At 58.2% G+C, this 24644-nt stretch carries 18 protein-coding genes and 1 tRNA gene; 7 read left to right on the forward strand and 12 right to left on the reverse strand.

Features of this window, described 5'->3' with window-relative positions; all coding sequences use genetic code 11:
* Positions 1 to 2: 2 nt before the first annotated feature.
* The 9 genes from trxA to AB3X55_08465 all read right to left on the reverse strand — a co-directional run bounded on the left by trxA (position 3) and on the right by AB3X55_08465 (position 15559).
* Entirely contained in the window at positions 3 to 326 is a 324-nt protein-coding gene (gene trxA / locus AB3X55_08425; protein MEX0503606.1) for a thioredoxin, read from the reverse strand.
* Positions 327 to 401: 75 nt separating this feature from the next.
* The gene (gene addA / locus AB3X55_08430; GenBank protein ID MEX0503607.1) at positions 402 to 6830 is read right to left on the reverse strand and encodes a double-strand break repair helicase AddA; all 6429 of its coding nucleotides are present in this window, start codon (positions 6828 to 6830) and stop codon (positions 402 to 404) included.
* A gap of 57 nt (positions 6831 to 6887) precedes the next feature.
* Positions 6888 to 7376, reverse strand: coding sequence for a tRNA (adenosine(37)-N6)-threonylcarbamoyltransferase complex ATPase subunit type 1 TsaE (gene tsaE, locus AB3X55_08435; GenBank protein ID MEX0503608.1), 489 nt, complete (start codon positions 7374 to 7376; stop codon positions 6888 to 6890).
* A gap of 2 nt (positions 7377 to 7378) precedes the next feature.
* Positions 7379 to 8773, reverse strand: coding sequence for an adenosylhomocysteinase (ahcY, locus tag AB3X55_08440; protein MEX0503609.1), 1395 nt, complete (start codon positions 8771 to 8773; stop codon positions 7379 to 7381).
* Positions 8774 to 8861: 88 nt separating this feature from the next.
* Positions 8862 to 9737 carry an RNase adapter RapZ gene (gene rapZ, locus AB3X55_08445; GenBank protein MEX0503610.1) on the reverse strand — a complete coding sequence of 292 codons (876 nt, stop codon included), beginning with the start codon at positions 9735 to 9737 and terminating at the stop codon, positions 8862 to 8864.
* Between the two features lie 40 nt (positions 9738 to 9777).
* Complete coding sequence (locus AB3X55_08450; GenBank protein ID MEX0503611.1) at positions 9778 to 11454, reverse strand: stimulus-sensing domain-containing protein; 1677 nt, start codon at positions 11452 to 11454, stop codon at positions 9778 to 9780.
* Between the two features lie 94 nt (positions 11455 to 11548).
* The gene (locus tag AB3X55_08455; protein MEX0503612.1) at positions 11549 to 12238 is read right to left on the reverse strand and encodes a response regulator transcription factor; all 690 of its coding nucleotides are present in this window, start codon (positions 12236 to 12238) and stop codon (positions 11549 to 11551) included.
* 164 nt (positions 12239 to 12402) lie between these two features.
* Positions 12403 to 15237 (reverse strand): DNA polymerase I, encoded by a 2835-nt coding sequence (polA, locus tag AB3X55_08460; protein MEX0503613.1) that lies wholly within the window; start codon positions 15235 to 15237, stop codon positions 12403 to 12405.
* 76 nt (positions 15238 to 15313) lie between these two features.
* Complete coding sequence (locus AB3X55_08465) at positions 15314 to 15559, reverse strand: zinc-finger domain-containing protein (protein ID MEX0503614.1); 246 nt, start codon at positions 15557 to 15559, stop codon at positions 15314 to 15316.
* A 246-nt stretch (positions 15560 to 15805) separates the two neighbouring features.
* On the opposite strand from AB3X55_08465, the gene AB3X55_08470 reads away from it, so the two are divergent.
* The 3 genes from AB3X55_08470 (at position 15806) to AB3X55_08480 (ending at position 18079) form a co-directional block, all read left to right on the forward strand.
* Entirely contained in the window at positions 15806 to 16789 is a 984-nt protein-coding gene (locus tag AB3X55_08470) for an ABC transporter ATP-binding protein (protein ID MEX0503615.1), read from the forward strand.
* Between the two features lie 155 nt (positions 16790 to 16944).
* A tRNA-Arg gene (locus AB3X55_08475) sits at positions 16945 to 17021 on the forward strand.
* Between the two features lie 80 nt (positions 17022 to 17101).
* Complete coding sequence (locus tag AB3X55_08480) at positions 17102 to 18079, forward strand: tyrosine-type recombinase/integrase (GenBank protein MEX0503616.1); 978 nt, start codon at positions 17102 to 17104, stop codon at positions 18077 to 18079.
* Between the two features lie 50 nt (positions 18080 to 18129).
* Here AB3X55_08480 and AB3X55_08485 read toward each other — a convergent pair whose 3' ends face one another.
* Positions 18130 to 19530, reverse strand: coding sequence for a phage/plasmid primase, P4 family (locus AB3X55_08485; protein MEX0503617.1), 1401 nt, complete (start codon positions 19528 to 19530; stop codon positions 18130 to 18132).
* A 370-nt stretch (positions 19531 to 19900) separates the two neighbouring features.
* On the opposite strand from AB3X55_08485, the gene AB3X55_08490 reads away from it, so the two are divergent.
* The 4 genes from AB3X55_08490 (at position 19901) to AB3X55_08505 (ending at position 23276) form a co-directional block, all read left to right on the forward strand.
* A complete protein-coding gene (locus tag AB3X55_08490; GenBank protein MEX0503618.1) occupies positions 19901 to 20770 on the forward strand; it encodes an endonuclease NucS domain-containing protein in 870 nt (289 codons plus the stop codon).
* Between the two features lie 14 nt (positions 20771 to 20784).
* Complete coding sequence (locus AB3X55_08495; GenBank protein MEX0503619.1) at positions 20785 to 22248, forward strand: hypothetical protein; 1464 nt, start codon at positions 20785 to 20787, stop codon at positions 22246 to 22248.
* Between the two features lie 213 nt (positions 22249 to 22461).
* Positions 22462 to 22947, forward strand: coding sequence for a hypothetical protein (locus AB3X55_08500; GenBank protein ID MEX0503620.1), 486 nt, complete (start codon positions 22462 to 22464; stop codon positions 22945 to 22947).
* A complete protein-coding gene (locus AB3X55_08505) occupies positions 22944 to 23276 on the forward strand; it encodes a glutathione S-transferase C-terminal domain-containing protein (GenBank protein MEX0503621.1) in 333 nt (110 codons plus the stop codon). Before AB3X55_08500 ends, AB3X55_08505 begins: the two co-directional genes overlap by 4 nt.
* Before the next feature lie 167 nt (positions 23277 to 23443).
* Here AB3X55_08505 and AB3X55_08510 read toward each other — a convergent pair whose 3' ends face one another.
* Both AB3X55_08510 and AB3X55_08515 read right to left on the reverse strand, forming a co-directional pair.
* On the reverse strand, positions 23444 to 23941 hold the full coding sequence (locus tag AB3X55_08510) for a hypothetical protein (GenBank protein ID MEX0503622.1): 498 nt from the start codon (positions 23939 to 23941) through the stop codon (positions 23444 to 23446).
* Between the two features lie 343 nt (positions 23942 to 24284).
* On the reverse strand, positions 24285 to 24644 hold a 360-nt coding region (locus AB3X55_08515), incomplete at its 5' end, for an EamA family transporter (protein ID MEX0503623.1).

Genomic DNA, 24644 nt, shown 5'->3' on the forward strand with positions numbered 1-24644 from the left:
GATCAGGCGATGGTGCCGGTGATCCATGCCTCAAGCTGGGATTTCGGCACAGCGCCGATTTTCTCGGCAACGACCTCGCCATTCTTGAAGATCAGCAATGTGGGGATGCCACGCACATTATATTGCTGCGGCGTCAGCGGATTTTCGTCGATGTTCAGCTTGACGATGGAAATCGCCTCGCCATGGGCATCGCTCAATTCTTCCAGCGCCGGCCCGATCGCCTTGCAGGGGCCGCACCATTCCGCCCAGAAATCAACAAGAACAGGCCGGTCGGCCTGCAGGACGTCGACAGAAAAATCGCTGTCAGTTGTCTTTATTGTCGCCATCGTCTGATGCCCCCTTGAAAGTCGAAATCGCAGGTTGTGCCCACATGTTCAAAGTAGGAGCGGGACTCCCACCCGTCAAGGCGTGGCAGCGTCTCCAAGCGCGGCAAGTGCGGCGTCGCGCGCACCCGGCGCAATCACCTCTACCGCTGCCGCCTCGGTCCAGATGATCCAGGTTTCGATATCACGCTGTGGATAGATCTGCGCCAGAAGGGCTGCGTAAAGCGCCATCTGCCGAACATAGGAATCCGGCGTTGCCGCAGGCCGGGGCCCGGTCTTGAAATCACCGATCAACACCCGCTCGGCATCCACATGGAGGCGGTCGATCTGGCCGGCAACGCCAAACCCCGCAACAACACCGCTGACGGAAATCTCGGCCAGGGCATCCGGCCCGAACAGAGCCGCCAGTTCGGGCAGCGCCAGCACCCGCCGCACCTCGCCCGACAATGCCAGCGCGGTGTCTGTCGGCACGTCCCTCTGGGCGGCGATCATCGCATCGATAACGGAGTCGTGTCGGTCAGCCGCAATCTGCGGCAGTATCTCGAACATCCGATGTGCCAGCCGTCCCCGTGCCAACGCCGTGGTGGCGGTCGAGAACCTTGTTCCCGGAGCGTTTGTCGCCGCGGCAGCACCATCCGCCGCCGACGGCCGCAACGGGCGTGGCGGCCTTGGCTCGTCCGGTGCGATGTGAAACAGCCATTCAGGAATGTCCCGGCGTTCCTCCCGGCGTGGCGGCGTTGGCAGTCCGGGAGATACGGGATCAATGGTGCCCGCCGTTTCCACACGCAACCCGCCACCCTCGATCTCGACGACGCCCGGCATGGATCCGATCTGTGTCAGCAGATGTTCATAATAGCTTCCCTCGAGCCGGCGGCGGCGCGGTGCCTGCCAGCCGCCGATGATGATTCCGTCACGGGCACGGGTCAACGCCACATAGAGCAGCCTGTTTTCCTCCTCTCTGCCACGCTCGCGCGCACCATCGCGGGCAGCCGCAACAAATTCCGGACGTGCCGCGCCCGGCGCCCAATAGACAAATCCGCTCTGCGGATCGCGGACCAGTTGGTCGGCAACACCACCGGGCTCCAGCATGTCGGGCAGGATTACCACCGGTGCCTCAAGCCCCTTGGCACCATGAATTGTCATCACCCGCACTTCATTGACAGCCGCGCCATCCATGTCGCGACGCACTTCGCCGCCACTGCCGCGCAGCTCGGCAAGAAACGATGTCAGCGACACCCCGCCCCCGGCACCAAAGCTTTGTGCCAGACCAAGGAAGTGATCCAGCGTCTCGTCAACCGCCGCGCCAAGCCGACGCCGGAAATCCTGCCGTGTTTCGGTCAGAACCGCGCTGTAGAAAGCGAACACCGACAATTTGTCGGCAAGGTTCCGGAAATGCTGCAGGCGGTCCGCCACCTGCCCCAATGCGGTGGCGGCACCGGCATGTGCCATCAGCCGGCTGTGCAGGCTGCGTTGTCCCCGATCATAGGCAAGCTGGAAGAGCGATTCCTCATCCACGCCAAACAGCGGCGATTTAAGCACCGCCGCCAGTTGCAGATCATCTTCGGGAAGCAGCATCACGTCACCAAGCGCCAGCAGATCCTTGATTTCGATCTGGTCCTCCAGCTTCATGCGATCGGCACCGGCAACCGGAATGCCGGCCTGCTGAAGCGCCGCCAGGACAAGCCTGTGATAGCGCCCCCGCTTGCGAAGCAGAATCATGATGTCACCGGCGCGCATCGCCCTGCCCGACGGCAACAGCCTTGTGCCGATCCAGCCGGCAAGCTGTTCGGCAAGCCGTGTCGCCGACAGCGCCGCCGAGTCACGAGGCTGGCTGATGTCGGGCGGGGCAAATGACGGTGCCAGCGGTGCCTCGCTGTCATCGCTGATGACAGGCCAGATTTCCACAAACCCGCCAGCATCCGCACGGGCCGAGCGATGCGCCTGGAACCCCGGCATGCGCGGGTCGGTGATACCGGCAAGGTCGGGGACGGCGAGGTTCACAAGATCGAGAACCGGGCGTGCTGACCGGAAGGACACATCAAGCCCAACCTCGCGCAGTGGCGCATGGTGCGCGGCGGCGCGGTCCCGGAGGTCAAGCCGGTTTTGGCCCATGACCGTTGGGTCAGCCCCCTGAAAGGAATAGATCGACTGTTTGAAGTCACCAACCACAAACAGGGTTCTTGGCCTGTCGTCACCTGCCGCTGTTTCAAAAAATTCATCGCTCAGTCTTCGCAGAAGCTGCCATTGTGCCGGGCTGGTATCCTGCGCCTCGTCAAGAAGCATGTGGCGAATGCCATTATCAAGCTTCCACGCCACCCATTGTGCCGCCTCGCCATCGGCCAGCATGTTGTTGGTCAGTGTGATCAGATCATCATAGTCAAGCAGCCCGCGCCGGGCCTTCAATCCCGCATATTCGGCCTGAAAGGCGATGCCAACCTGATACAGCGCGGTTGTCAGCTGCCAGCATCGCAATCCGGCCCGCGCCGCCAATACCGGTGCCAGTGCCTGCTGGGTTGCCTGCTGAACCGCCATGATTGCGGGAAAGGCCTCTCTGATGGCGGCGTTTGACAGGCTGCGATCAGCCATCGGGCGTCCCGATGTGAACAGCGCCTCGATCAGCCTGTCGATATGCCGGCCACGTGATGAGGCGGTCTCGCCAAGCCATGCGGTGATGCGGGAGCCCCGTTTGATGTGCCTGTCGACGCCGCTTGCCTCAAGCGCGATGGCGGTGGCGCGCAGCCCCTCCTCGTCGAGGCCGCCGACCACCGTTGTGATCATCTGATCAAGGTCAAGGTCGGTGTCGATGCCGCAATCCTCGATGAAATGCCGCTCCAGCTGCTGCAGCAACAGGGGCTCGCCAATCCGATCTTCCTTGTCCAGCAATTCCTTCAACACTGTCTCGGCATTGCCTTCACTGGTCTGTTCCGCAAGCAGGGCAATGTGCCGCGCAAGGTCGGCGTCGCTGCCCATCAGCAGATTGTCGCGCGCGCGCGACTTCAGGCGCGCCTGCTCGAATTCATCCGCCAGTTCGGCCTGCGGCATGATCCCGGCTTCGATGGGAAAGCGGCGCAACACCGACTGGCAGAAGGAATGCACTGTCTCGACCCGCGGCCCGTCATCATTATCAAGGGTTTCGGCAAACAGGCTCCGCGCCCGGGCCAGCATCTGTTGCGTGGGCGTCACAATTCCCATGCCGGCAAGGTCTTCACGAAGCGCCGCCCCCGATGCTATGGCCCATTTCGCCAGCTGTGCCGAAATCCTGTTTCGCATTTCGGCGGCCGCCGCGCGTGTATAGGTGACGCACAGGATGCTGTCCGGCGCGGCACCGTTCAGCATCAGCCGCAGCACGCGATCTGTCAGAAGCTTGGTCTTGCCTGTTCCCGCGTTGGCCGACACAAGCGCCGAACTTTCAGGGTCGGATGCCGCCGCCTGCCTTGCCGATGCCTCGCTGGCCACAGCCGGATCAAAGCCGGGCTTTGGCGGCGGGCCGTCATCGAACAGTGACGGCGAGCCAGCCGGCACCGACCCCGCTTCGCCGATCCGCCATTCATCAACCCGCGCCAGATGGTCATAAAGTGGAAATGCCGCGCCAAGCTGCGGATCGGGGCGGCTGGCATAGGGCATTGCCGGATCGTCAAATCGCGCGGCAAGACCGGCAAGACTGTCACGCGCCGCCGCCGCATCGAAATCAGGCGGTCGCACCGGGTTTCGCGACCCCGGCTCATCACGCTTGCCTGTCAGCCGCCAATATTCCATTTCCAGAACCTCTGCCGCCGTGATTCCGGCAAACCCGCCATGGGCGGCTATCACAGCCTCTATGACCAGCTGCGTTCGCCGTCCCATAGCCACCTCGCTGGCGGTCGGGGCACGACCCGTCTTGTAATCGAGAACGGCCAGACCACCATCGGCAAACCGGTCGATGCGGTCGGCGCGGGCGGTGAAGGTGACCGCTCCGTCGGGCGCATCCAGCTCTATGCTTCCCCGAACCTCTGCATGGCTGTCCGCAAGGCCGGACCGGCGACGCGACTCTGTCTCGACAAACCAGGCTGCCATTGTCTGAAAGGCCGGCCACCAGAAATGCCGCACGGTCGGAATCTGCCAGTAGGGGTCGAATTTGCGCCGCGCGATGGCACCAAGTTCCTGCAGCGCATTTTCCGGCAGCGCGCCGCGCGGAAAGGCGGCAAGAAAGGCGGCCAATGTGTCGTGAACAAGATTGCCGCGAAGCGCCGCATCAATCGGCCTGTCAATATCGTCAAGCTGTCGCAGGCCAAGAACCCGCTTGGCATACAGGCTATAGGGATCGGCAATCCAGTCATCGATCTCGGTCGCCGAGAACCGTCTGGGGCGCGCGCTGACAGGCGGCGTCGGCCGGGGGCGCGGACAGGGCGTCATCGGCGGCACAGGGGTCAGCGCCACCAGCTGGTCGCGCCAGCGCTGGCCATCATCGACCGCCTGATCAATCCGCAGAGCGCCAAGCACCGCACCAAGCCGTTGCAACCAGCGGCTTGGCGTTGTTACCGCATCACCGTCACGAAGCGACCGGGTGATGATGACTTCCGGCGTTGTGGTGGCCATCCATACATCATGCGCGCTCAGCCCGGTCCGCCAGTTATGCGGCTGCAACCCGGCAGCCTGCCGCATTTCGGCGTTCATCCACGGGTCGATTTCGGGGCGCGGCGGCCAGTTTCCCTCGTTGAAGCCACCGAGGATCACCCTGTCGGCGCTCTGCATCCGTGCCTCGACAGGGCCAAGAATGGCAAGACGGGGATGTGTCTGCCAGCGCCGCCGTACCGTCTTTGAGGCCATCAGCTGGGCCAGGATTTGCGGGAAGGATGCCGGGTCGGCGGCATAGACAGCGCCATGTTCGGCCACCGCGGCAAGAAGCTTTGCCGCGGCATCGCCATCCTCATCCTTCCAGATATGCAGCGCGCCATCGGCAAGATCGATACTGCCATCATCCTCGCAGCGGCGCGCCGCCAGCGCCTCGGCAGCAGCGCCAAGACCGCGCGCCAGTGATGCAAGGTCTGGCGACGGCGCCGTCCAGGCATCAATGAGGGGCGTCAGCGGGGCCGCGATATGTGCATCGAAAAAGCCGCTTAATTCATCATTGTCGGCGATGCGCTCGCGGATCCCGGCAAGGCCTTCCGCCGGTCGGTATCCCCGCAGCGCCGCCAGTTCAAGTTCGCGAAGACGTGACCTGAATGCGGCAGGTGTCATCCCGCCAGCCACAAGCGGGTGCTTTAGAAAGGCCAGTGTTGGCACAGGCGCAAATGACTCGGCAACCATCGTCACCATAGTTTGCAGAAAGCCGCCGACGGGGCAGCCCGCCAATGGCCGACCGGCGGAATCATCGACCTCGATCCGCCAGCGTTGCAGCGCCGCGATGACTGCCTCGGCAAGCTGTCTGTCAGGCGTGACAAGGGCCGCGGTCCGGCCCGGCGTCTCCAGCACCTCGCGCATGGCAATGGCAATCAGACCTGCCTCCTCGGCCCTGGTGCCGCATTCCACAATCGACAGCCCGTCAAGCGCGTCACGGCCAAGGTCGGGTTTGGTCGTTCCCAACAGACGCCAGTCGGCGCTGAGAGCCGCCGGTTTGAAGGCCTCGCGCATCAGCTCGCGTCGCATGGCACCAGCCTCGACGAGACCACCGGCAGCCTGCCACAGGACGACATCACCCGGCACCGCATCAAGAGCGCCAAGCAGCACCGACAGCTGATGCTGGGGATGACCGGCATCCTGTTCAATCTGCTGCCAGTGATCAGCCGCGCCATGATCAAGGCCCGGCAGCACCACATGTCCGTTCGGCAGCGCCGCAACGGCGGCAATCAGCTCGCGTGTTGCCGCAAAAGTGCCGGTCGAGCCCGCCACGACCACGAGATCCCGTGGCGGCGCCCGACGCCAGGCCTCGCAGCGAAGCCTGATCAGCCTGTTACGCCTGTCAGCCGGGTCAAGCACGCTCTGTTCTGCGAGAATGGCCGGCCAGCGGTCGATCAGGATGGTCAGCAGCTTCAGAATATCCTGCCAGTGGCGTGAAAACCGGTCGGGAAGCAGCCCGGCAAGCTCATCGGGCGTCGAATCGGCATTGCACAGCGCATCAAGAAGCCGCGCCAGCGAATCCGCCAGCTGCATCGTCTGCGGGGCGGTCGGGGTCACACCGCCCATCGCGAACCCCTGCAGAAGCCGCGCCAGCCACAATTGCCGGCACAGGCTGTCCATCGCAGGAGGCAGCGCCGCGCCGTCGGCCGCGAATTCAAGGATTTCGGGCGCATCCTCCTCGACATCGCCAATCGGCTCAATGCGTGGCAGCAGCGTGGCGTCATCACCCTTTATTTCAAGAAAGGCCGCACGAAGCGACAGGGCGGCGCGCCGGGACGGCACCAGAACCGTGGCCCGGGCCAGCTGTTCGCTTGTCTCGGCAAGATCGATGATGCCGGCAGCCAGCGTCGTGGCAAAGGGAACACCGGCAGGAATGACATGAAGGGTGCGCGCAGGGGACGGGTCGGTCATCCCGCAATCATACAGGCAACCGTCCTTCAAGACGAGTGTCAGAGGATCAAAATCCCGTCAGCTGTCTTTCTTGATCGCAGCCTCGACAGCTGTCAGAACCGGCTGCCACCTCACCCCCCCGTCAAACGAGATGATCCGGGATTCCGGCATATCCGGAACCGGCTGCATGGATACAGTCAACGCGGTGCGCGGCAGATAGGGGCCAAGGCGCTGCGCCCATTCAACGAGGCAGATCGAGTCGATAAACGCATCCTCAATACCGAGTTCCAGCGCATCCTCGGGTGTGTCCAGCCGGTAAAGGTCAAAATGCAACAGCGCCGGACCGTCAGCCGGCTCATAGGTCTGCACAAGGGTAAAGGTGGGGCTTGGTATGTCATCCTCATGCGGGCAGACATGGCGGATGATTGCCCGTGCAAGCACAGATTTGCCCGCGCCAAGCGGTCCTTCCAGTGCCACCACATCGCCTGCCCCGAGACTGGCCGCAATGAAATGGCCCAGTCGCTCGGTTGCGGCTGGGCCATCGATCTTCAGGTCAAGCCGGGCCATGGCTAGTAGCGATATTGCTCGCTCTTGAACGGACCCTGCTGTTCGACACCGATATAGGCAGCCTGCTCGTTGTTCAGTGTCGAGAGTGTCGCGCCAACCTTGGCAAGATGCAGCGCCGCCACCTTTTCATCGAGATGGCGCGGCAGGGTGTAGACACGGTTCTCGTAACCGTCACCCTCATTCCAGAGTTCCATCTGCGCCAGCACCTGGTTGGTGAAGGAGGCGGACATCACAAATGACGGATGACCCGTCGCACAACCAAGATTCACCAGCCGACCCTTTGCCAGCATGATGATCCGCTTGCCATCGGGGAATTCAACTTCGTCAACCTGCGGCTTCACCTCGGACCAGTTCATGTTCTGCAGCGAGGCCACCTGAATTTCATTGTCGAAATGTCCGATGTTGCAGACGATGGCACGGTCCTTCATCTCGCGCATGTGATCAAGCGTGATGACATCGCGGTTGCCGGTGGCGGTGACAAAGATATCGGCCTTTGGTGCCGCCTGCTCCATGGTGACAACCTCATAGCCTTCCATCGCCGCCTGAAGCGCACAGATCGGATCGATTTCGGTCACCATCACACGGGCGCCGCCCTGACGAAGCGATGCCGCCGACCCCTTGCCGACATCACCATAGCCCGCGACAACGGCGACCTTGCCAGCCAGCATCACATCGGTGGCACGGCGAATGCCGTCGACAAGTGACTCGCGGCAGCCATAAAGATTGTCAAATTTCGACTTGGTAACCGAGTCATTGACGTTGATGGCCGGGAATGGCAGCCCGCCCGCCTCGGCAAGCTGATACAGCCGCAACACGCCTGTTGTGGTTTCCTCGGACACACCCTTGATGGCATCACGCTGGCGGGTGAACCATCCCGGGCTGCTTGCCAGACGGGTATGGATCTGCGCCTTCAGGAATTCCTCTTCCTCGGTTTCCGGCGTCGCAAGCACCTCTTCACCGGCCTCGGCACGGGCCCCAAGCAGGATATACATGGTGGCATCGCCACCATCATCCAGGATCATATTGGCGGTGCCGCCATCGGCCCAGTCGAAAATCCGATCGACATACTCCCAGTATTCGGCAAGGGTTTCGCCCTTTTTGGCAAATACCGGCACACCGGCGGCGGCGATCGCCGCGGCGGCCTGATCCTGTGTCGAAAAGATGTTGCAGGACGCCCAGCGGACATCGGCACCAAGCGCCACCAGCGTTTCAATCAGCACCGCTGTCTGCACCGTCATATGCAGGCAACCGGCCACCCTGGCACCCTTGAGCGGCCTTGCCGCGCCAAACTCGTCGCGAAGCGCCATCAGGCCAGGCATTTCGGTCTCGGCGATCGACAGTTCCTTGCGCCCCCAGTCAGCCAGACCAAGGTCGGTCACAATATAATCATTGGACATCAGACATCTCTTCAGTGGATTGCAATGGATTCAGCCGGTGGCATATCAGATATCGGACAGCATGGAAAGCTGCTTGACCGGCGACCGGTCAGCCCGGCACCCCAAGCTCGCGATGCGCCACCTTCACATTGTAGCCAGTCTCGCGAAGCCAACCGGCCATTGTCTCGGCAGCCCAGACCGACCGGTGCTGTCCACCGGTACATCCAAAAGCGATGGTCAGCACAGGCCGTCCTTCACGCGACATTCGCGGCAGCATTTCGCCCAGCATCGCCTTGAGGGATCCGAGAACCGAGATCGCCTTTTCATCTTCATTCAGAAACCCGGCAACCTCCTCACTGCGCCCATCCTTGGCGCGAAGCGCGATGTCCCAATGCGGATTCTCCGCAAAGCGCATATCGATCACCATGTCACTATGGTCGGGAATACGCCGACGATAGGAAAAGCTCATCAACCGCAGGCTGATCTGGAAGGGTTCGGCCATTCCCAGACTGGCCAGCAATGACTGGCGAAGGTCCGAGGGTTTCGTGCTGGTGGTATCAAGCCTGATGTCGGCAAGCGGGGCTATCTCATCCATCCGGTCAAGATCCGCCGCGATCGCATCGGCAAGCGAATCACTGCTGTTGGCAAGCGGGTGCTGGCGCCGTGTTGCGTTGAAACGCCGAAGCAGATCGTCCTGCGCGGCGGCAAGATAGACCGTTGTGAACTGATCCGGGAATTTGCGCTGCAGATTGCGGACCAGCCTTTCCACAGCCTCAACCGAGAACCCTGTCGTTCTGGCATCAAGCCCGATGGCAAGGCTGCGACCACCGGTCTCAACCTCAAGCGCGACAAGCGTATCGATCATCGCCAGCGGCAGATTGTCGACAGCCTTCATGCCGCTGTCCTCGAGTATCTTGAGCGCTGTTGACAGGCCCGCGCCCGAGGCACCGGTGATCAGGATCAATCTTGGCAGGTCAGCATCCATCACATCATCCTAGCAATTTCACCAGCGTTGCAACAGCGAACTAGCTCCGCACCGATGGCAGGGTCAACGTAAAGCAGGCACCCTGGTCATTCGACGCGACCAGATCGCCGCCATAGCCATGCGCAATCTGCTGCGCAATCGACAATCCAAGCCCGGAATGCTCTCCAAAAGCCTCGCTTGCCGGGCGTTCGGAATAGAAACGGTTGAATATCTCCTGAAGCCGTCCGGGCGGAATTCCCGGCCCCTGATCACGAACCTGCAAGCGTGCCATGCCACTCTCGGCCATATCAACGGCAAAGGTGATCTGACTGTCGACAGGCGCGAACGACACAGCATTGCCAAGCAGATTGTCCAGTATCTGGACAATTCGTCCATCCTGCACCGACACTGTCACCGGATCGTCGGCGACATGTGCCACAAGCCGGTGACTTTCGGTGGTGGTCTGCCGCGCCTCGACAAAATTTGTCACCAGATCGCGAAGGTCGATTACACGGGCCGACTCGCTCGCCATTTCATTGTCCAGCCGGCTCGCCCGCGAAATATCACTGATCAGCCTGTCGAGACGCGCAACATCACGAAGGATGACACCCATCAGCTTCTGCTGCTGCTCGGGATCCGAAATCCGGCTGATCGTCTCGGCAGCGCTGCGAAGCGAAGATAACGGGTTTTTCAGTTCATGCGCCACATCCGCCGCAAAGCCGGCAGTCGCCGCCATGCGTTTCTGCAACTCGTCCGTCAGATCAATCAGCGATTCGGACAGCTTGCCGATCTCGTCTCGGCGGCGCGGCAACCGCTGCATGCGCGCCGACAGATCCCGGCTTCGCCGCAGACTGTCCGCTTCATTGGCAAGATAGGTGATCGGCACCGTTATGGAACGGGCCAGATAGATGCTGAGACCAATGGTGATCATCAGGACAATTCCGAACAGCTGGATGAACACCACATTGACGTCGGCGATTTCGTCTTCGATCTTGCCGCCACCAATACTGACCATCAGGGCCCCGCGGACAAGCCGCAGATCCTGAATGGGCACCGCCACCGACAACACCAGACGTCCGCGCGGGTCGCGGCGAAGCTGGCGTGACGGCTCGCCGGCCAGCGCCATCAGCACCTCGTCATAGTCATTGGCACGCTGACGCGCACGTTCCCGGTATACCGGCAATGCCAGATTGCTTCCGATCATGCTGCCGGCCCGGCGCATGATCGCCTGGAAATAGTCCGACGACCGCTGCCACGGGCCACGCGCCTCGCGGCGACGCAACCGCGCGCCGCCACCGCCATCGCCGGCCCGCGCCGTATCCGCAAGAAGCCAGCCATCATGACGGAAGACGCGCGCCCGCAATTCGGTTCCATAGCCAACAAGCGGCAGCAGGTGGTTCATCGTTTCCGGCGACAGCCGCCGGCGCGCCAGCCCGCCATCAATCTCGGACTGGGCCAGCGCCAGCGAGCGCGCCAGTGTAAATCCCTGGCGTTCCAGCGCGGTGAATTCAGACCTGATCAGGGTGGTGCGGTACTGGTCGATGGAAAACAGGCCGATGAAGAACAGGACCAGCGGCACCAGCATGATCGCCATGATCCGGGTGCTGAGACGGCTCATCCGAAAGCGCAGCCGCACCAGCGGCCTGCCAATGGCCCCGCGTGCCAGCAACCGCCGCATCAAAGATTTCACCTTCGCCTTCACTGCCGGCACCATCCATTGCTGGCCATTGCTGGCCATTGCTGGCCACTACTGGCCACCCCACGAGCAAGCCCTGTGCCGGATGACCCGATCGTCGCGGTCACCTGACCAGCGTCCGGCCTCGTCCAGCCTGTTATGCCCGATATTTATACCCTATGCCGTAAAGTGTTTCGATATTGTCGAATGTCGAATCCTGAGCCCTGATTTTCCGGCGCAGCCGTTTGATGTGGCTGTCGATCGTCCGGTCATCGAGAAAGACGGATTCGCCATAGGCGGCATCCATCAGCTGGTCGCGGTTCTTGACCATGCCCGGCCGCGAGGCAAGCGCCTGAAGAATCAGGAATTCGGTCACCGTCAGTTTGACTTCCTCGCCCTTCCAACTGCACAGATGGCGGTCAGGGTCCATCAGCAGATCACCCTGGCGAATCATGTTCGGCGCGGTCATATCCATGCCATCATGGCTCGCCCGTCGCAGCACGGCGCGGATCCGCGCAATCAGCAGACGCTGCGAGAACGGTTTGGTGATGTAGTCGTCAGCCCCCATCCCGAGGCCAAGCGCCTCGTCAAGCTCATCATCCTTGCTGGTCAGGAAAATGACCGGAAGGCTGGAACTTCCTCGGATTTTCTGAAGCAGTTCCATCCCGTCCATGCGGGGCATCTTGATGTCGAGAACGGCAAGCTCGACAGGGCGACGGCCAAGGCCGCGCAACGCTGTCTCACCATCATGGTAGCAATCAACCTCAAAGCCTTCATTCTCAAGCGTCAGCGACACCGAGGTCAGAATATTCTGGTCATCATCGACAAGCGCAATCCGCGTTCCCATGCCAATTCTCCCATCGTCGGATCCAATTCAGGTGCGGCGCGCCCCACCCACCATGATGCCGGTCTAGCCACCAAAAAGGGCCAAGATAGGGCGGCTTTATGCCGGCAATGCCGCAATGCCGCCGCAAACAGGCCGGGTATCTGCACAGCGCCCGGCGCCGCCGGTCAATGGGCCTCGGCCCAGCTATCGGCAATACCGGCATCGGCGACAAGCGGCACCGCCAGTTCCAGCACCGGCGCGGCGGCGGACTCCATCACCCGGCGGATCACCACCACCGCATCCTCGGCGCTTGCTTCATCCGCCTCGAATATCAGCTCGTCATGAACCTGCAACAGCATTCTGGCATCGAGTCCGGCCGCGGCAAGGGCATCGGGAATGCGAATCATCGCCCGCTTGATGATGTCGGCGGCACTTCCCTGAATGGGGGCGTTGATGGCCTGACGTTCGGCAAAGCCACGCTGGGCCGGATTGCTGGCGGCAATTCCGCCGATATGGATCCGCCGGCCAAACAGCGTCTCGACATGGCCGGTCTCGCGCGCCTCAAGCTTGATCCGCTCCATATAGGATCGAATGCCCGGGAAATTCTCAAAATAGGCGTTGATGAAATCGCGGGCCTCGCCCTGTCTGATGCCAAGCTGGCGCGCCAGCCCGAAACCGGAAATGCCATAGATGATGCCGAAATTGATTGCCTTGGCACGGCGACGTGTTTCGGCATCCATGCTGTCGATCGGCACCCCGAATACCTGCGAGGCGGTGCGGGCGTGGATATCGACACCGGCGCGGAACGCCTCGATCATGCTGTCCTCGCCGGCGACATGCGCGACCAGCCGCAATTCAATCTGCGAGTAGTCGGCCGAGATCAGTTTCTTTCCCGCTGCCGCCACAAAGGCGGTACGGATCTGCCGCCCCTCGGCAGTGCGGATCGGGATGTTCTGGACATTCGGGTCGGATGACGACAGACGCCCGGTTGAGGCACCAACCATCGAGAACGAGGTATGAACCCGTCCGGTTTCCGGCAGGATGCTCTCGACAAGCGCATCGGCATAGTTGGATTTGAGTTTTGCCAATTGCCGCCAGTCAAGAACCTTCGACGCGATCTCGACACCATTTGCGGCAAGATCCTCAAGGATGTCTGCCGCGGTCGAATAGGCACCGGTCTTGGCCTTCTTGCCTCCCTCCAGCCCCATCTTGTCGAACAGGATTTCACCCAGCTGTTTCGGCGAGCCGACATTGAAATCCTCGCCGGCAAGATCAATGATCTCGCGGTTCAACGCTTCCATGCGTGTCGCAAAATCATTCGACATCCGTGCCAGTATGGACGGATTGACGGTGATGCCGGCATTTTCCATCGCCGCCAGCACCGGGATCAGCGGACGTTCCAGCCTTTCATAGACCGACGCCACACCTTCAACCGCCAGCCGCGGGCGCAGCAGCTGCCACAGCCGCAGCGTGATGTCGGCATCCTCGGCCGCGTAATCAAGCGCCGCCTCTGGCGTCAGCGAGCCGAAGGGCACCTGCTTTGTCCCCTTGCCACAGACATCCTCGAATTTGATTGTCGTATGATCAAGCCAATGACCGGCAAGCGAGTCCATTGAATGGCTGTTCACTCGGCCAGCATCAAGAACATAGGACAGGCACATCGTGTCATCCACCGGCGACAGATGAATGCCACCATTGTGCTGGCGAAGCAGGACATGGCTGTCATATTTCAAATTATGTCCGATTTTCAGAACCGCCGGGTCTTCAAATAGCGGCTTCAGGATCGCCATCGCATCGGCGAAGGCAATCTGGTCCGGCACCGTGGCATCGGCATCAAGGTCAAGTCCCGCCTGGCCGTCTGCCGCCACTGTTTTCGGGCCGTGGCGAAGCGGCACATAGCAGGCCTGGCCCGGTGCCAGCGCCATCGAAATGCCGACAAGCTCAGCCGCCGCGGCGTTCAGGGAACTTGTTTCGGTATCAACCGCCAGATAGCCCTGTCGGCGCGCCCTTGCAGCCCAGTCCGCAAGCACCTTGCTGTCGGTGATCAGCTGATAGTCGACCGCGCCCCCGGCAACCGGGGCCGGCGGGTGTGACGGCGCCGCGGCGGGTTGCGGTGTGCCCCCCATCGACCGGATTGCGGGCGCGGCCCGGGCCGTCTCGCCATCCGCCCCGATCCGGGTCAAGAGCCGCCGGAAATCCTGTTCGGCCAGGAATGTCTTCAGCTTGTCGAAATCCCGTTCACCGCGTTGCAGACCCTCCAGCGACAAAGGGGTCGGCGCGTCATCGCGAAGCCGCACAAGATCGCGGGAGATCCGGGCCTGCTCGGCAAAATTGATCAGGTTCTCGCGCCGTTTCGGCTGTTTGATTTCCTCGGCACGGCCAAGCAGAGTGTCGAGATCGCCGTAATTGTTGATCAATTCGGCAGCTGTCTTCACACCGATGCCGGGCACGCCGGGAACATTGTCTGTTGAATCACCGGCAAGTGCCTGAACATCGACAACCTTGTCCGGCGTGACGCCGAACCGTTCCTCGACCTCGGGCGCCGCGATGCGCCGCTGCTTCATCGGGTCGAGCATCGTCACGCCGCCGCGCACAAGCTGCATCAGATCCTTGTCCGACGACACAATCACCGTTTCCAGACCGGCCGCCTCGGCCATGCTTGCATAGGTCGCAATCAGGTCGTCGGCCTCGAACCCCGGCGCCTCGAGCTGCGGCAGGCTCAACGCTTCGGTGGCCTCGCGCACCAGCGCAAACTGCGGCACCAGCTCTTCCGGCGGGTCGGTACGGTTGGCCTTGTAGTCGGCATAGATGTCGTTGCGAAAGGTCTGACGGGCCGAATCAAACACCACTGCAACATGGCTTGGCGCCAGGTCATCGACAAGTTTCATCACCATGCCGGTGAACCCGAACACGGCATTGACCGGCGTGCCGTCGCCGCGGGTCATGGGTGGCAGGGCGTGAAAGGCGCGGAAGATGTAGCCCGATCCGTCGATCAGAACCAGCTGGTCACGATCAGCCATCTAAAGACCCACCCTGTCGGCGGCGACACCCGCCGGCACCGGCATGGCCGCCGGAAGAACGGGCAATGTCCGGATGTCAGGCATCATCCTCGTCCCCGGCGCGCACATAATGGCGCGAGCAATAGGGACAGACGATTTCACCATCGGTGCCAAGTGTCAGCCATACCCGCGGGTGGCCAAGCGCATCGCCATTTCCATCACAGGCCACCCGGTCGGACGTGACCGCAATGGTGTCCGTATTCGGCGCGCCGCCATCATTGTTGCTGGCCATCATCATCCGCCCATAATCCCCCTGAATGTCATCACAGATTGCGCCGGCCATCGGGCCAGAGCGTCATGCCCTTTGAAATCTACACCCTGTGAAATCTATAGAGTTGACGGGGTCGATGCAATTGCGAAGCTGTGGCTGTGAAGTTGCGAACTTGAAATTGGGACGGCAAATCGAGGGACGAAATCGAGGGACGAAATTCAGGCGGGCCGCACGACATGCTTTCGATGATCCCGGTGGATGACTATATATGTGTGACCAGACGTTCCAGCCAAGATGATATCCACAGGTGACGATCCTATGGCCAGCCAGCCGAACCCGCCGATAACCCAGTCTTTCGTGAATGCCCCGGCCGACGGTATTGCCATTCGCGCCCGCGGCATCCGCAAGCTGTATTCCGGCGGTGGCGCGGCACCGAAACAGGCACTAGACGGTGTCGATCTCGACATTCCCATAGGCACGATTTTCGGGCTTCTGGGGCCAAACGGCGCCGGCAAGTCGACCTTTATCAACATCATGGCCGGGTCGGTGATCAAATCGGCAGGCACCCTTGGCATATGGGGCACCGACATTGACGACGATCCGCGTCAGGCGCGGGCCAATATCGGGATCGTGCCGCAGGAATTGAATATCGACGCCTATTTCACACCGCGTCAGACGCTGGAATTCCAGGCCGGCCTGTTCGGTGTAAGGTCGGCGGAGCGGCGAAGTGACGAGATTCTTGACATGGTCGGGCTGTCGGAACAGGCGCACACCTATGCGCGGCGTCTGTCCGGGGGCATGCGGCGGCGGCTTCTTGTTGCCAAGGCCATGGTTCACAGCCCGCCGATCCTTGTTCTTGATGAACCGACAGCCGGCGTCGATGTGGCGCTTCGCCAGCGGCTCTGGGACAATATCCGCGCCCTGAACGATGCCGGGGTGACGATTGTGCTGACCACACACTATCTCGAAGAGGCCGAGGCGCTGTGTGACCGTATCGCCATTCTCGATCATGGGCGGCTGATCACCAACCAGACAAAGGACCAGCTGATGGCCGGCGGACGCACCAAGGAACTGCAGATGACAATCGCCGGTGGCGCGCCGGCGGACATGCCGGCATCGCTTGTCGCGCTTGGCGCGCAGCCTGTCGAGGGCGGCATCTCGGTCCGGTATGATCCGGCGCAGACCGGCGCCGCCGAGATTATCACCGCCGTGGCCGGTGCCGGATTGCAGATTGGCGATATCACCACAGCTGAATCCGATCTCGAGGATGTGTTTCTGGAAAAGACAGGCGGCGCGGCCTGATCGTTTCGAGACCGGACCGGTGGCCCGGCATGGCGCGGGGCAGATCATAAGGCTGCGTGGCGGCCAGGACAGGGGACAGGACGGATGGCAAATGGCTTGGCATTGTCCCGGCAAGCGCGTATATATCGCCGCAACGGCGCAACATGCCGCCCAGCGCACCCGTAGCTCAGCTGGATAGAGCGCTGCCCTCCGAAGGCAGAGGTCAGAGGTTCGAATCCTCTCGGGTGCGCCAATCTTTTCAATGGCTTACCCATAAACGTACCTAGCGAGATTTCCGATCGGTCACACTGTGGTCACAAGGAAACCGCTATCATGGCTTCTATACGCCGCCGAAACGGCAAATATCAGGTGCAGATCAGGGTTGGCAGCTACAACCGATCGCAAAGCTTCCGCAAGCTCAACGATGCAAAATCGTGGGCGCGAAAAGAAGAAGAGCTAGCTGAACAACGCAGGTATCTGGGCAGCAAATACGAACCCTGCAATCTTGCGGAAATACTGGTTCGATATCTTAGAGACATCACACCCCATAAAAGGTCATACGACACCGAACGCATCGTTCTACAAACGTTGCTTAAGGAGGCTTGGGTCAACGACCCCTTGCCCCAAATTAACTCAGCGGCCATTGCCGAATACCGCGACAGACGCTTAGCCAGCGTAAAACCAGCCACCCTTAAGCGTCAGCTGAATATAGTGAAGCATGCCTGTGCAACCGCCGAGCGAGAGTGGGATTGGCTGTCCCCTTTGTCTCTGTTGCAAAGGATACAGCTCCCTAAAAACTCAGAGCACGTAGTGAAGCGGATTACGGCTGATAATGAACGCGCACTTATTGAGGCCGCACAGCAGAGCCGAACCAGCGACCTGCCTGAGTTACTAATTCTTGCAATTGAAACTGCGATGAGACGCGGCGAGCTGTTAGCGCTTGAGTGGCAAGACATTGACTTTGAGCGCCGTGAGTTATTGGTGCGCCGAAGCAAAACCGGAAAGTCCCGCACCATTCCCCTCACAGCGAGAGCTCATACAACTCTGGCAGCAATGAAAAGTGACTGCAGCAAACCTGTGTTCCCCCTGTCAGCTAATGCTGTCCGGCTGGCATTCGAACGTGTCAGGAGGCGTGCTGGCTTAAAGGATGTTCGCTTCCACGATCTTCGTCATGAGGCAATCTCTCGGCTCTTTGATCGAGGTCTGACCACGCCTGAAGTTGCACTGTTATCCGGTCACAAAACCGTCAGTCAGTTGTTCCGATACGCTCATGCAGATATCGGGAGGGTGGCACGTTTGCTGAGCGAGTGAAGGTTGAGACGGCAAGGTTTAGGCCCTGCCGTCCCACTTGTCCCTAAGACCTATATTTGTCCGCAGGCGCGCATGTCGTCTTCGAGCCTGTCGATCAGCCTGATGCCTGACCAGTAACGATGATTGCCAGACTTCTTCTGCTCGCAGCCATGCTCCTCGAGAGATGCATTGAATTGTGACGCAGCCAGAGGACGGAGACCTTCATCACGGCACCAATACTGATAGGCTTCCTTCATGCGTGACAAAGGCGTCCTGCCGTCAGAAACAACTTCAGCCTGTGTCTCGAGGAACCGCTTCACGCTGTCCATCTCGTCACGATACTTAGCCGTTGCCTTGACCACCGCATCTGGCTCTGTGAGCCCCTGCTCGCGGTACATTGCCAGCCCCTGAAGCATCCAAGCCAGTATGCCGTCACGCTCTTCAGCGAGCTTTGCAGACAGGTTCGGATCCTGTTCTTCAGGCTTAAACACCCGCAAAAACGGGACCAGTCGCATACGCCTCCACATCGCTGTGTCCGCAGCGTCCACCTCTGGCTTGTGGTTGCAGGCCACCCATATCGTCGCCTTCGACTTGAACTCGGACACGTCTTTATAGAGCGCGCGAGCCGCAACAGTGTCGCCACCAGTCAGCTGCTTAATTCGGTTCGCAGACCAGCGTTGACCTTTCTCGGTCTCGGAGGCGAGAGCGAACCTAACACCTCGAAGACGAGCTATCTCCGGGTTAGCCCCGCCACTGTTCGACTTTCCAGACATCAAGGCCGTCACAGGAACCGTTTGACCGTAGGTTCCTACTACTTCCCGGATAGTCTCCAGCAGCAGCGACTTACCATTTGCGCCAGCACCGTGACAGATAAACATTACCTGCTCCCGATTGTCACCAAGCAGGCTGTAGCCAGCTGCCTTCTGGAAATATTCGATCAAGCCTTTATCGCCATCGAACACCTCATGCACTGTCTTGCGCCATAGTTCGGCACGATCAAATGGCGAAAATCGTGCGGCACATGACAGGCTGAACATCTTTGAGGCATCTATGCCGTGTCGCCTGTTCGTCCGGAGATCGACCCACCCCTCATTTACACTGAGGGCGTCATCATCCGTATCGAACTCATCGAGTTGTGCCAGCAGACGTACCGATGCAAGCACGGTCACATTGCTCACACCAGAGCGGTTCGCATAACGCCGGTAGTCGACAATCGCCTCTTCTCTGTCGCGATCATCTTCCATGCCAGCAATCCGCTGGGCATCCTGCTTGATGAACAGGAAGGCTTGGTGAAGGACCTTCTTCTCGTCTGTCTTTCGCCAGACACCGTCCTCACAGACATGCCATTCTTTAGTCTCGGAAACGAACCGATGAGTTCGCTTTATCGTCTCCACGAACCGCTCTGCGCGTCCGATTTCTGTGTTTCGTGATACTGTATTTACCGTCACGCCGGCACCAACGTTTTCATTCATCGAAAACTCCTTCTTTGTTGAATTTACCGACGACGTGGGCAGTGCAGGTCTAGGATCAACCGCTTACTTATTTTGTGTTTTAAAAAAAGCACTTACTTATTTTAATTTTCACAAACAACTGTTTTTGTTGGTTATTATTTTCCAGAATCAGAGGTGATGCGGCAATGTGTCACACTCGGATTTTTGTCATAGGGACAGGTGGGACAAATCGAGAGGGACTGCAGGGTGACTTTGATGACAGCAATGTTACGCTGCCGTGTTCTGACTATTCTAGAGTCATAACAACGCTGTGGATGTTTTTTTGGATAGGGTAATTTCGGGGTATATCCTGACTAGCTGGACCGGGGATAATCGATGAAGAGCGAGGCCTATGTTTAAGCGCGGTGTAACTTACAAACGAGATGAGATCGCCGCCATCGCGCGCCCTGAAGACCCTCCCAACGGAGGAGCTTGGACCACAGGTTACGCGCGGATTGAATCTGATCTTTTTATCTTTATGAATATTGGCGTGCCCGGCCGCACAGGACACAACTTCGATAATCATTATGACGAGAGCACAGGCACTGTCGTCTGGTTCGGCAAACCTAACAGTCGATCTGACCAGCCGCTTTTTCAGAAGCTGCTAAGTGGCGAGCTCCGGCCACTGTTTTTCGCAAGGTGGGATCAGTCGCACCCCTTCACTTTTCTGGGCACTGGTGCCATCGTCTCTTTTGAGGATGAGTTCGTTACTCAGCAAGGCCACTCGTGCGTTAAGCTGATCGTTGCAATCGAAGACATCAGAGACATCGTTGCTGAGACTAGTGGCGCATCGGAAGCAGACCCGGATCAGCCTGCCGCATCCCAAAGTTCTTTCCTGTTCGAGAAACACCTAGAAGATTTCTTGGTAAGGAATTGGCGCAACCTGCCGATAGGCAACCAGTACGACATATACGAAGAAAATGGAGAACAAGTTGGACAACAGTTCAGAACAGGAACGGGCCCTGTAGACATTCTTGGGCTGAGCAAAGACAAGTCAGATTTTCTTGTATTGGAACTGAAGCGCGATCGCGCATCTGATGTCGTTGTTGGACAGACCCTGCGTTACATGGGCTGGGTGCAAGAGCATCTATGCTCCCCAGCACAGTCAGTGAACGGCTGCATCATTGCCCACGCTCAAGACGAGAAGCTGCAATATGCTCTTAACCAAGTTCCGAATATCCGCTTCATGAAATATGAGGTAGATTTCAGGTTGGTTGGCTAGTTTCGAGGTCGATTATGCCAAGCAGACTAACAACCGATGAATGGGTTGAAAAAGCCAAAATCCTGCATGGCGACCGATATGATTACAGTAAGTCTGTTTACAAAGGGCGCACCGCTAACATCACGATAATTTGCCCAGCCTGTGGACCAATAGAAGTGCACGCTGGCTTTCACGTTACAAAGACACCTGCGAGGAAGCCTACGGGCTGCAATACTTGCAATAGAAACCGGGCGGCAAAAAGCCTGACGAAATCATTCGACGAGATGGTAAGCGATGCCCGCGCAGTGCATGGCGACCGTTACGAATATATAGAAGACACTTACGTATCTGCTCGGGTGCAAATGAAGATGATTTGCCCGTCCCATGGTGAAGTGACCATGATCCCGGACAGCCATATCAATAAGCAGGCTATCTGTAAGGAATGTGGCAAACGCGTTAAGTCGAGGAGGACGTTGCACGAACGAGCTCTTAAGTCGGCGGCTCGAATCACTGAACTATCGCAAAATGCGGTTACCTTACAAATAGCCTCTTACGTTGGACAAAATTTTGATTGTGAGATGCGTTGTAAGAAACACGGCTTTTTCATTCGAAAACCGATTCTTGCGATGCAAACTAGACATCCCTGCCCTAGCTGCATGCGTGAGTTACCAAAAGACAATAGTCAAATTTCAGCTGAAGAAATACGAAAAAGGCTAATGACCCTGAAGGGTGATTTTGAAGTCATCGATGTGATGGGTGAAGGGAAAAAGGCCAGAATAGAAATTCTCTGCACGGCCCAAAAACCTCATGGGCGTTTTACATTAAATCTCGACAACCTTTACGGTCGAACGTTCGCCTGCGGGAAATGTAGTCTACGTGCTGCGCAATCAAAACGAAACGCAGGCCTAAAAAGGGCCCACGACAAGTCAAAAGCAACGCGTTTTGAAAAGTGGAAAAGCTTAGCAGATGATTTCCACGGAGGGCGGTATGACTACAAATACGTAGAATATAACGACATGCATTCAAAGGTGGCCATTGAATGCAGGTACCATGGGATATTCTATCAAACCCCCGGCTCCCATTTGTCAGGAGGCTGCCGGCTATGCGCTGATGAGGAGTTAAAGGGCAGATATACCTACACTTACTTTTCTCGCCATCCAGACGAGAAGGAAAAGCCAGCGCTGCTTTATTATGTTGAATTGGCTGCGCTGAACAAAACCTTCTTGAAAGTTGGCATTACCACTACGTCGCTGAAAACACGTTTTGGGGTGTTTATTGGCCAGAAGAATACCGTCCAAGAACTCGCATCAAGAGAAACAACACTATTCCAAGCATTCGAGGCTGAACAGAATTTGCTAACGAATTGTCAAAGCGAATTTTCAGTCCAGCTTTCCGAGTATGAACAAGACTATTTCAGAGAGGCTCGGGTAGGCATAACAGAGCTGCTGCCCAGACCCCTTACACCAAAAGAAATAAAAAGATATTTCGAATGTCCTTAATCACCCTCACGTTCGAAAACTTTCTTTGCAGAGCTTGTGGCTTTTTATCCCCCAGCGCTGAGCTGAAAAGCTTCAGCACAGTCGCGCCGCCTCCTGATGAATTTTCTTATGACCGGACCTGTGTAGAGTTCGGATCATCAAACACTGAAAAACGTGGGCTCTTTGCCGATAGCGGCTTAAAAGTAGGTAATTCGGCACGGGACAAGTGGGACAATGATTAAAGGTCTTCTGAACCGGAAAGAAAAAGACCCATTCCTAGCTGACGTTCAATCAACGATTAACTCACTGGATGGAATCGTTGCTGCCATTACCCAAACGAATTCCAAACTTCAAAGTAGATTAACGTCTGCGTTCGCAACCAAGCTGGGCGCGCTTGGAGTGTCAGGCGGTGCCATGAGCTTACTTTCACTCGGCACAGCTTCAACCGGCACGGCGATCGGGACACTGAGTGGTGCAGCCGCTACGAATGCTAAACTGTTTTTAGCCGGCTCAATGGTTGGTGGCGGGATGGCAGCAGGTGTAGCCGTTTTAGGTGGGCTTAGCATTGTTGGCGGCTATTTTGTCGCTCGGCAAGCAAAGCAGTATCTGATGGGCGTTGCCCTCAGCGAGGATGACCTAAATGAGGAGGAAAAGCGCATCATTAGCATCTGCAGAATCGCTACAAATATGCCAGCCGCTTTGATCCGGAGGCAGCGTTGACGCATCGGGAGGAAGGCGCGGCCATGCTGGCCGAAGTTGACGCCAAGCTTGCCACCCAACCAAGCCTTTCAGGCACGAAAAATGGCCTTCTCGATTTTGCCACGCTGCCGTTTGTCCGGCAGTTTCGAATTGCCGACCCGGTCTGGTTTGATGCCCAGCCGTGGCCGCATCTCCATCACTGGCTGCAGGCCTTTCTGGCAAGCCGTCAATTCGCGGCGGTGATGAAAAAATACGCTGTCTGGCAAGAGGGAGGTGATGGTGTCATCTTTCCCGAAGTCATAGAGGATGTGACTGGTGATGCTTCTAAAGCTGGCCCCAGCGTGCAGTGACACAGTTTGCCCGTAAGCCGACTCCTTGTTTTCCATCACCATCTAGGACGCCCCTTGAGGCTCTCCAATGCGGTCAAACCAGATGGCTGCCCGATGGGTTGCCGGGGCAATTCCTCGCAGGGTTTGTCGCCGAGTAGTCGTTAATCCCAAACTTCGCCAACAAAGCACTACATAGTTGAACAACCGGTCTGGTTGATGATTTTCCCATCCAAACCAACACACATCTGCTTCGTCAGGCTTTTTGCAGCATTTATCACCATGAAATTTAGGAAAATTTTGTTGTCTTTAAAATGAAAACCCATCGTGCGGGAATCGTTACAAAAATTATTATAGAAGCACCCGCTATTAGAATCGCTGATGAAGTAGTTAACACTGATATTGAAGGCGAAAAATGTTCCCGGCAATCCTTGAGATACAACGCAATTTTGGTTTTGGGGCGGTGGAACCTCGAGCATGTTGGAATAATTAGTTAGCCAAGTATATCCAGCAGCTATCAGATCATTATTTACTGCCCCTCCGCACGAATAATACGCAAAGTTATCGCTCTTGTGGATCATATTCCCCGCTATTGTGCCGTCAGCATTGAGAGAAACCATTTGAGCGTTAGCCACAACACTGGTGAGAACTCCAAATATCGTTAAACAAAAGACATAGAGCTTATTCATCATTTCTCTCCTTATGTTAGCGTCGTCCGAAATTTACTTACAGTTTTCCTAGAGGGTTAAGGTAACCGATGGCATTAGGTTGAGACACCTGATTTATCGGCAAAACTATTTTGTTAGACCTTGAAAGTTCTTCTTTGCCTTTAACATGATAGGCGCCCAGATGCTTCTCATGACGATTCCACGCGACTTACGACTTTGGAAAATGTCCGCCTAGAAGCTACCAAACCCCGCCATGCGTCCCAATGGGACACCCGTCGTGGCACTTTTTATGCTCCATTTGGGAAATCTGCAGGAATGAAGGAGGGTATTGGGGAACATTGAAAGAATATCTCCCGATAGCCTTTTATGTATCAAGCGTAAGTTCTCTGCGCCAAATATAAAAGCCGGCCCCAATGGTCAGTGCGCTGCCGAATAACATCATCGCGTTCACCTGTTCGTCCAGAATAATGATGCCAGCTGCCAGCGAGTATAAAAGCCGAGTATATCGAAAGGGGCTGACCACAGACATGTCCCCAAGCCTGACCGCCTGAGTCATGAATATCACGCCAAAAGAGCCAAGTGCCACCATCGCCAGAAATAGAACGGTCATATTCGCATCAGGAATGCTTGCACCTCCTGTGAAAAGGAGCAGAACAAGGCCGCTGGAGGCGAACAGGACGCAAGAATAAAATGACAGAAGCAGGGTTGAGAAGCTGTCGGACAC

Source organism: Alphaproteobacteria bacterium LSUCC0719 (assembly GCA_040839025.1).
Classification (GTDB): domain Bacteria; phylum Pseudomonadota; class Alphaproteobacteria; order Puniceispirillales; family Puniceispirillaceae; genus UBA8309.

Excerpts from the sequence above, each read along its gene's own strand:
- addA (MEX0503607.1), bottom strand. The coding sequence starts at position 6,830 with ATGACCGACCCGTCCCCTGCGCGCACCCTTCATGTCATTCCTGCCGGT.
- AB3X55_08510 (MEX0503622.1), bottom strand. The coding sequence starts at position 23,941 with ATGAATAAGCTCTATGTCTTTTGTTTAACGATATTTGGAGTTCTCACC.
- tsaE (MEX0503608.1), bottom strand. The coding sequence starts at position 7,376 with ATGGCCCGGCTTGACCTGAAGATCGATGGCCCAGCCGCAACCGAGCGA.
- rapZ (MEX0503610.1), bottom strand. The coding sequence starts at position 9,737 with ATGGATGCTGACCTGCCAAGATTGATCCTGATCACCGGTGCCTCGGGC.
- AB3X55_08455 (MEX0503612.1), bottom strand. The coding sequence starts at position 12,238 with ATGGGAACGCGGATTGCGCTTGTCGATGATGACCAGAATATTCTGACC.
- AB3X55_08490 (MEX0503618.1), top strand. The coding sequence starts at position 19,901 with ATGTTTAAGCGCGGTGTAACTTACAAACGAGATGAGATCGCCGCCATC.
- AB3X55_08465 (MEX0503614.1), bottom strand. The coding sequence starts at position 15,559 with ATGGCCGGCGCAATCTGTGATGACATTCAGGGGGATTATGGGCGGATG.
- AB3X55_08480 (MEX0503616.1), top strand. The coding sequence starts at position 17,102 with ATGGCTTCTATACGCCGCCGAAACGGCAAATATCAGGTGCAGATCAGG.
- AB3X55_08470 (MEX0503615.1), top strand. The coding sequence starts at position 15,806 with ATGGCCAGCCAGCCGAACCCGCCGATAACCCAGTCTTTCGTGAATGCC.
- AB3X55_08450 (MEX0503611.1), bottom strand. The coding sequence starts at position 11,454 with ATGGCCAGCAATGGCCAGCAATGGATGGTGCCGGCAGTGAAGGCGAAG.
- AB3X55_08500 (MEX0503620.1), top strand. The coding sequence starts at position 22,462 with ATGATTAAAGGTCTTCTGAACCGGAAAGAAAAAGACCCATTCCTAGCT.
- AB3X55_08495 (MEX0503619.1), top strand. The coding sequence starts at position 20,785 with ATGCCAAGCAGACTAACAACCGATGAATGGGTTGAAAAAGCCAAAATC.
- AB3X55_08485 (MEX0503617.1), bottom strand. The coding sequence starts at position 19,530 with ATGAATGAAAACGTTGGTGCCGGCGTGACGGTAAATACAGTATCACGA.
- ahcY (MEX0503609.1), bottom strand. The coding sequence starts at position 8,773 with ATGTCCAATGATTATATTGTGACCGACCTTGGTCTGGCTGACTGGGGG.
- trxA (MEX0503606.1), bottom strand. The coding sequence starts at position 326 with ATGGCGACAATAAAGACAACTGACAGCGATTTTTCTGTCGACGTCCTG.
- polA (MEX0503613.1), bottom strand. The coding sequence starts at position 15,237 with ATGGCTGATCGTGACCAGCTGGTTCTGATCGACGGATCGGGCTACATC.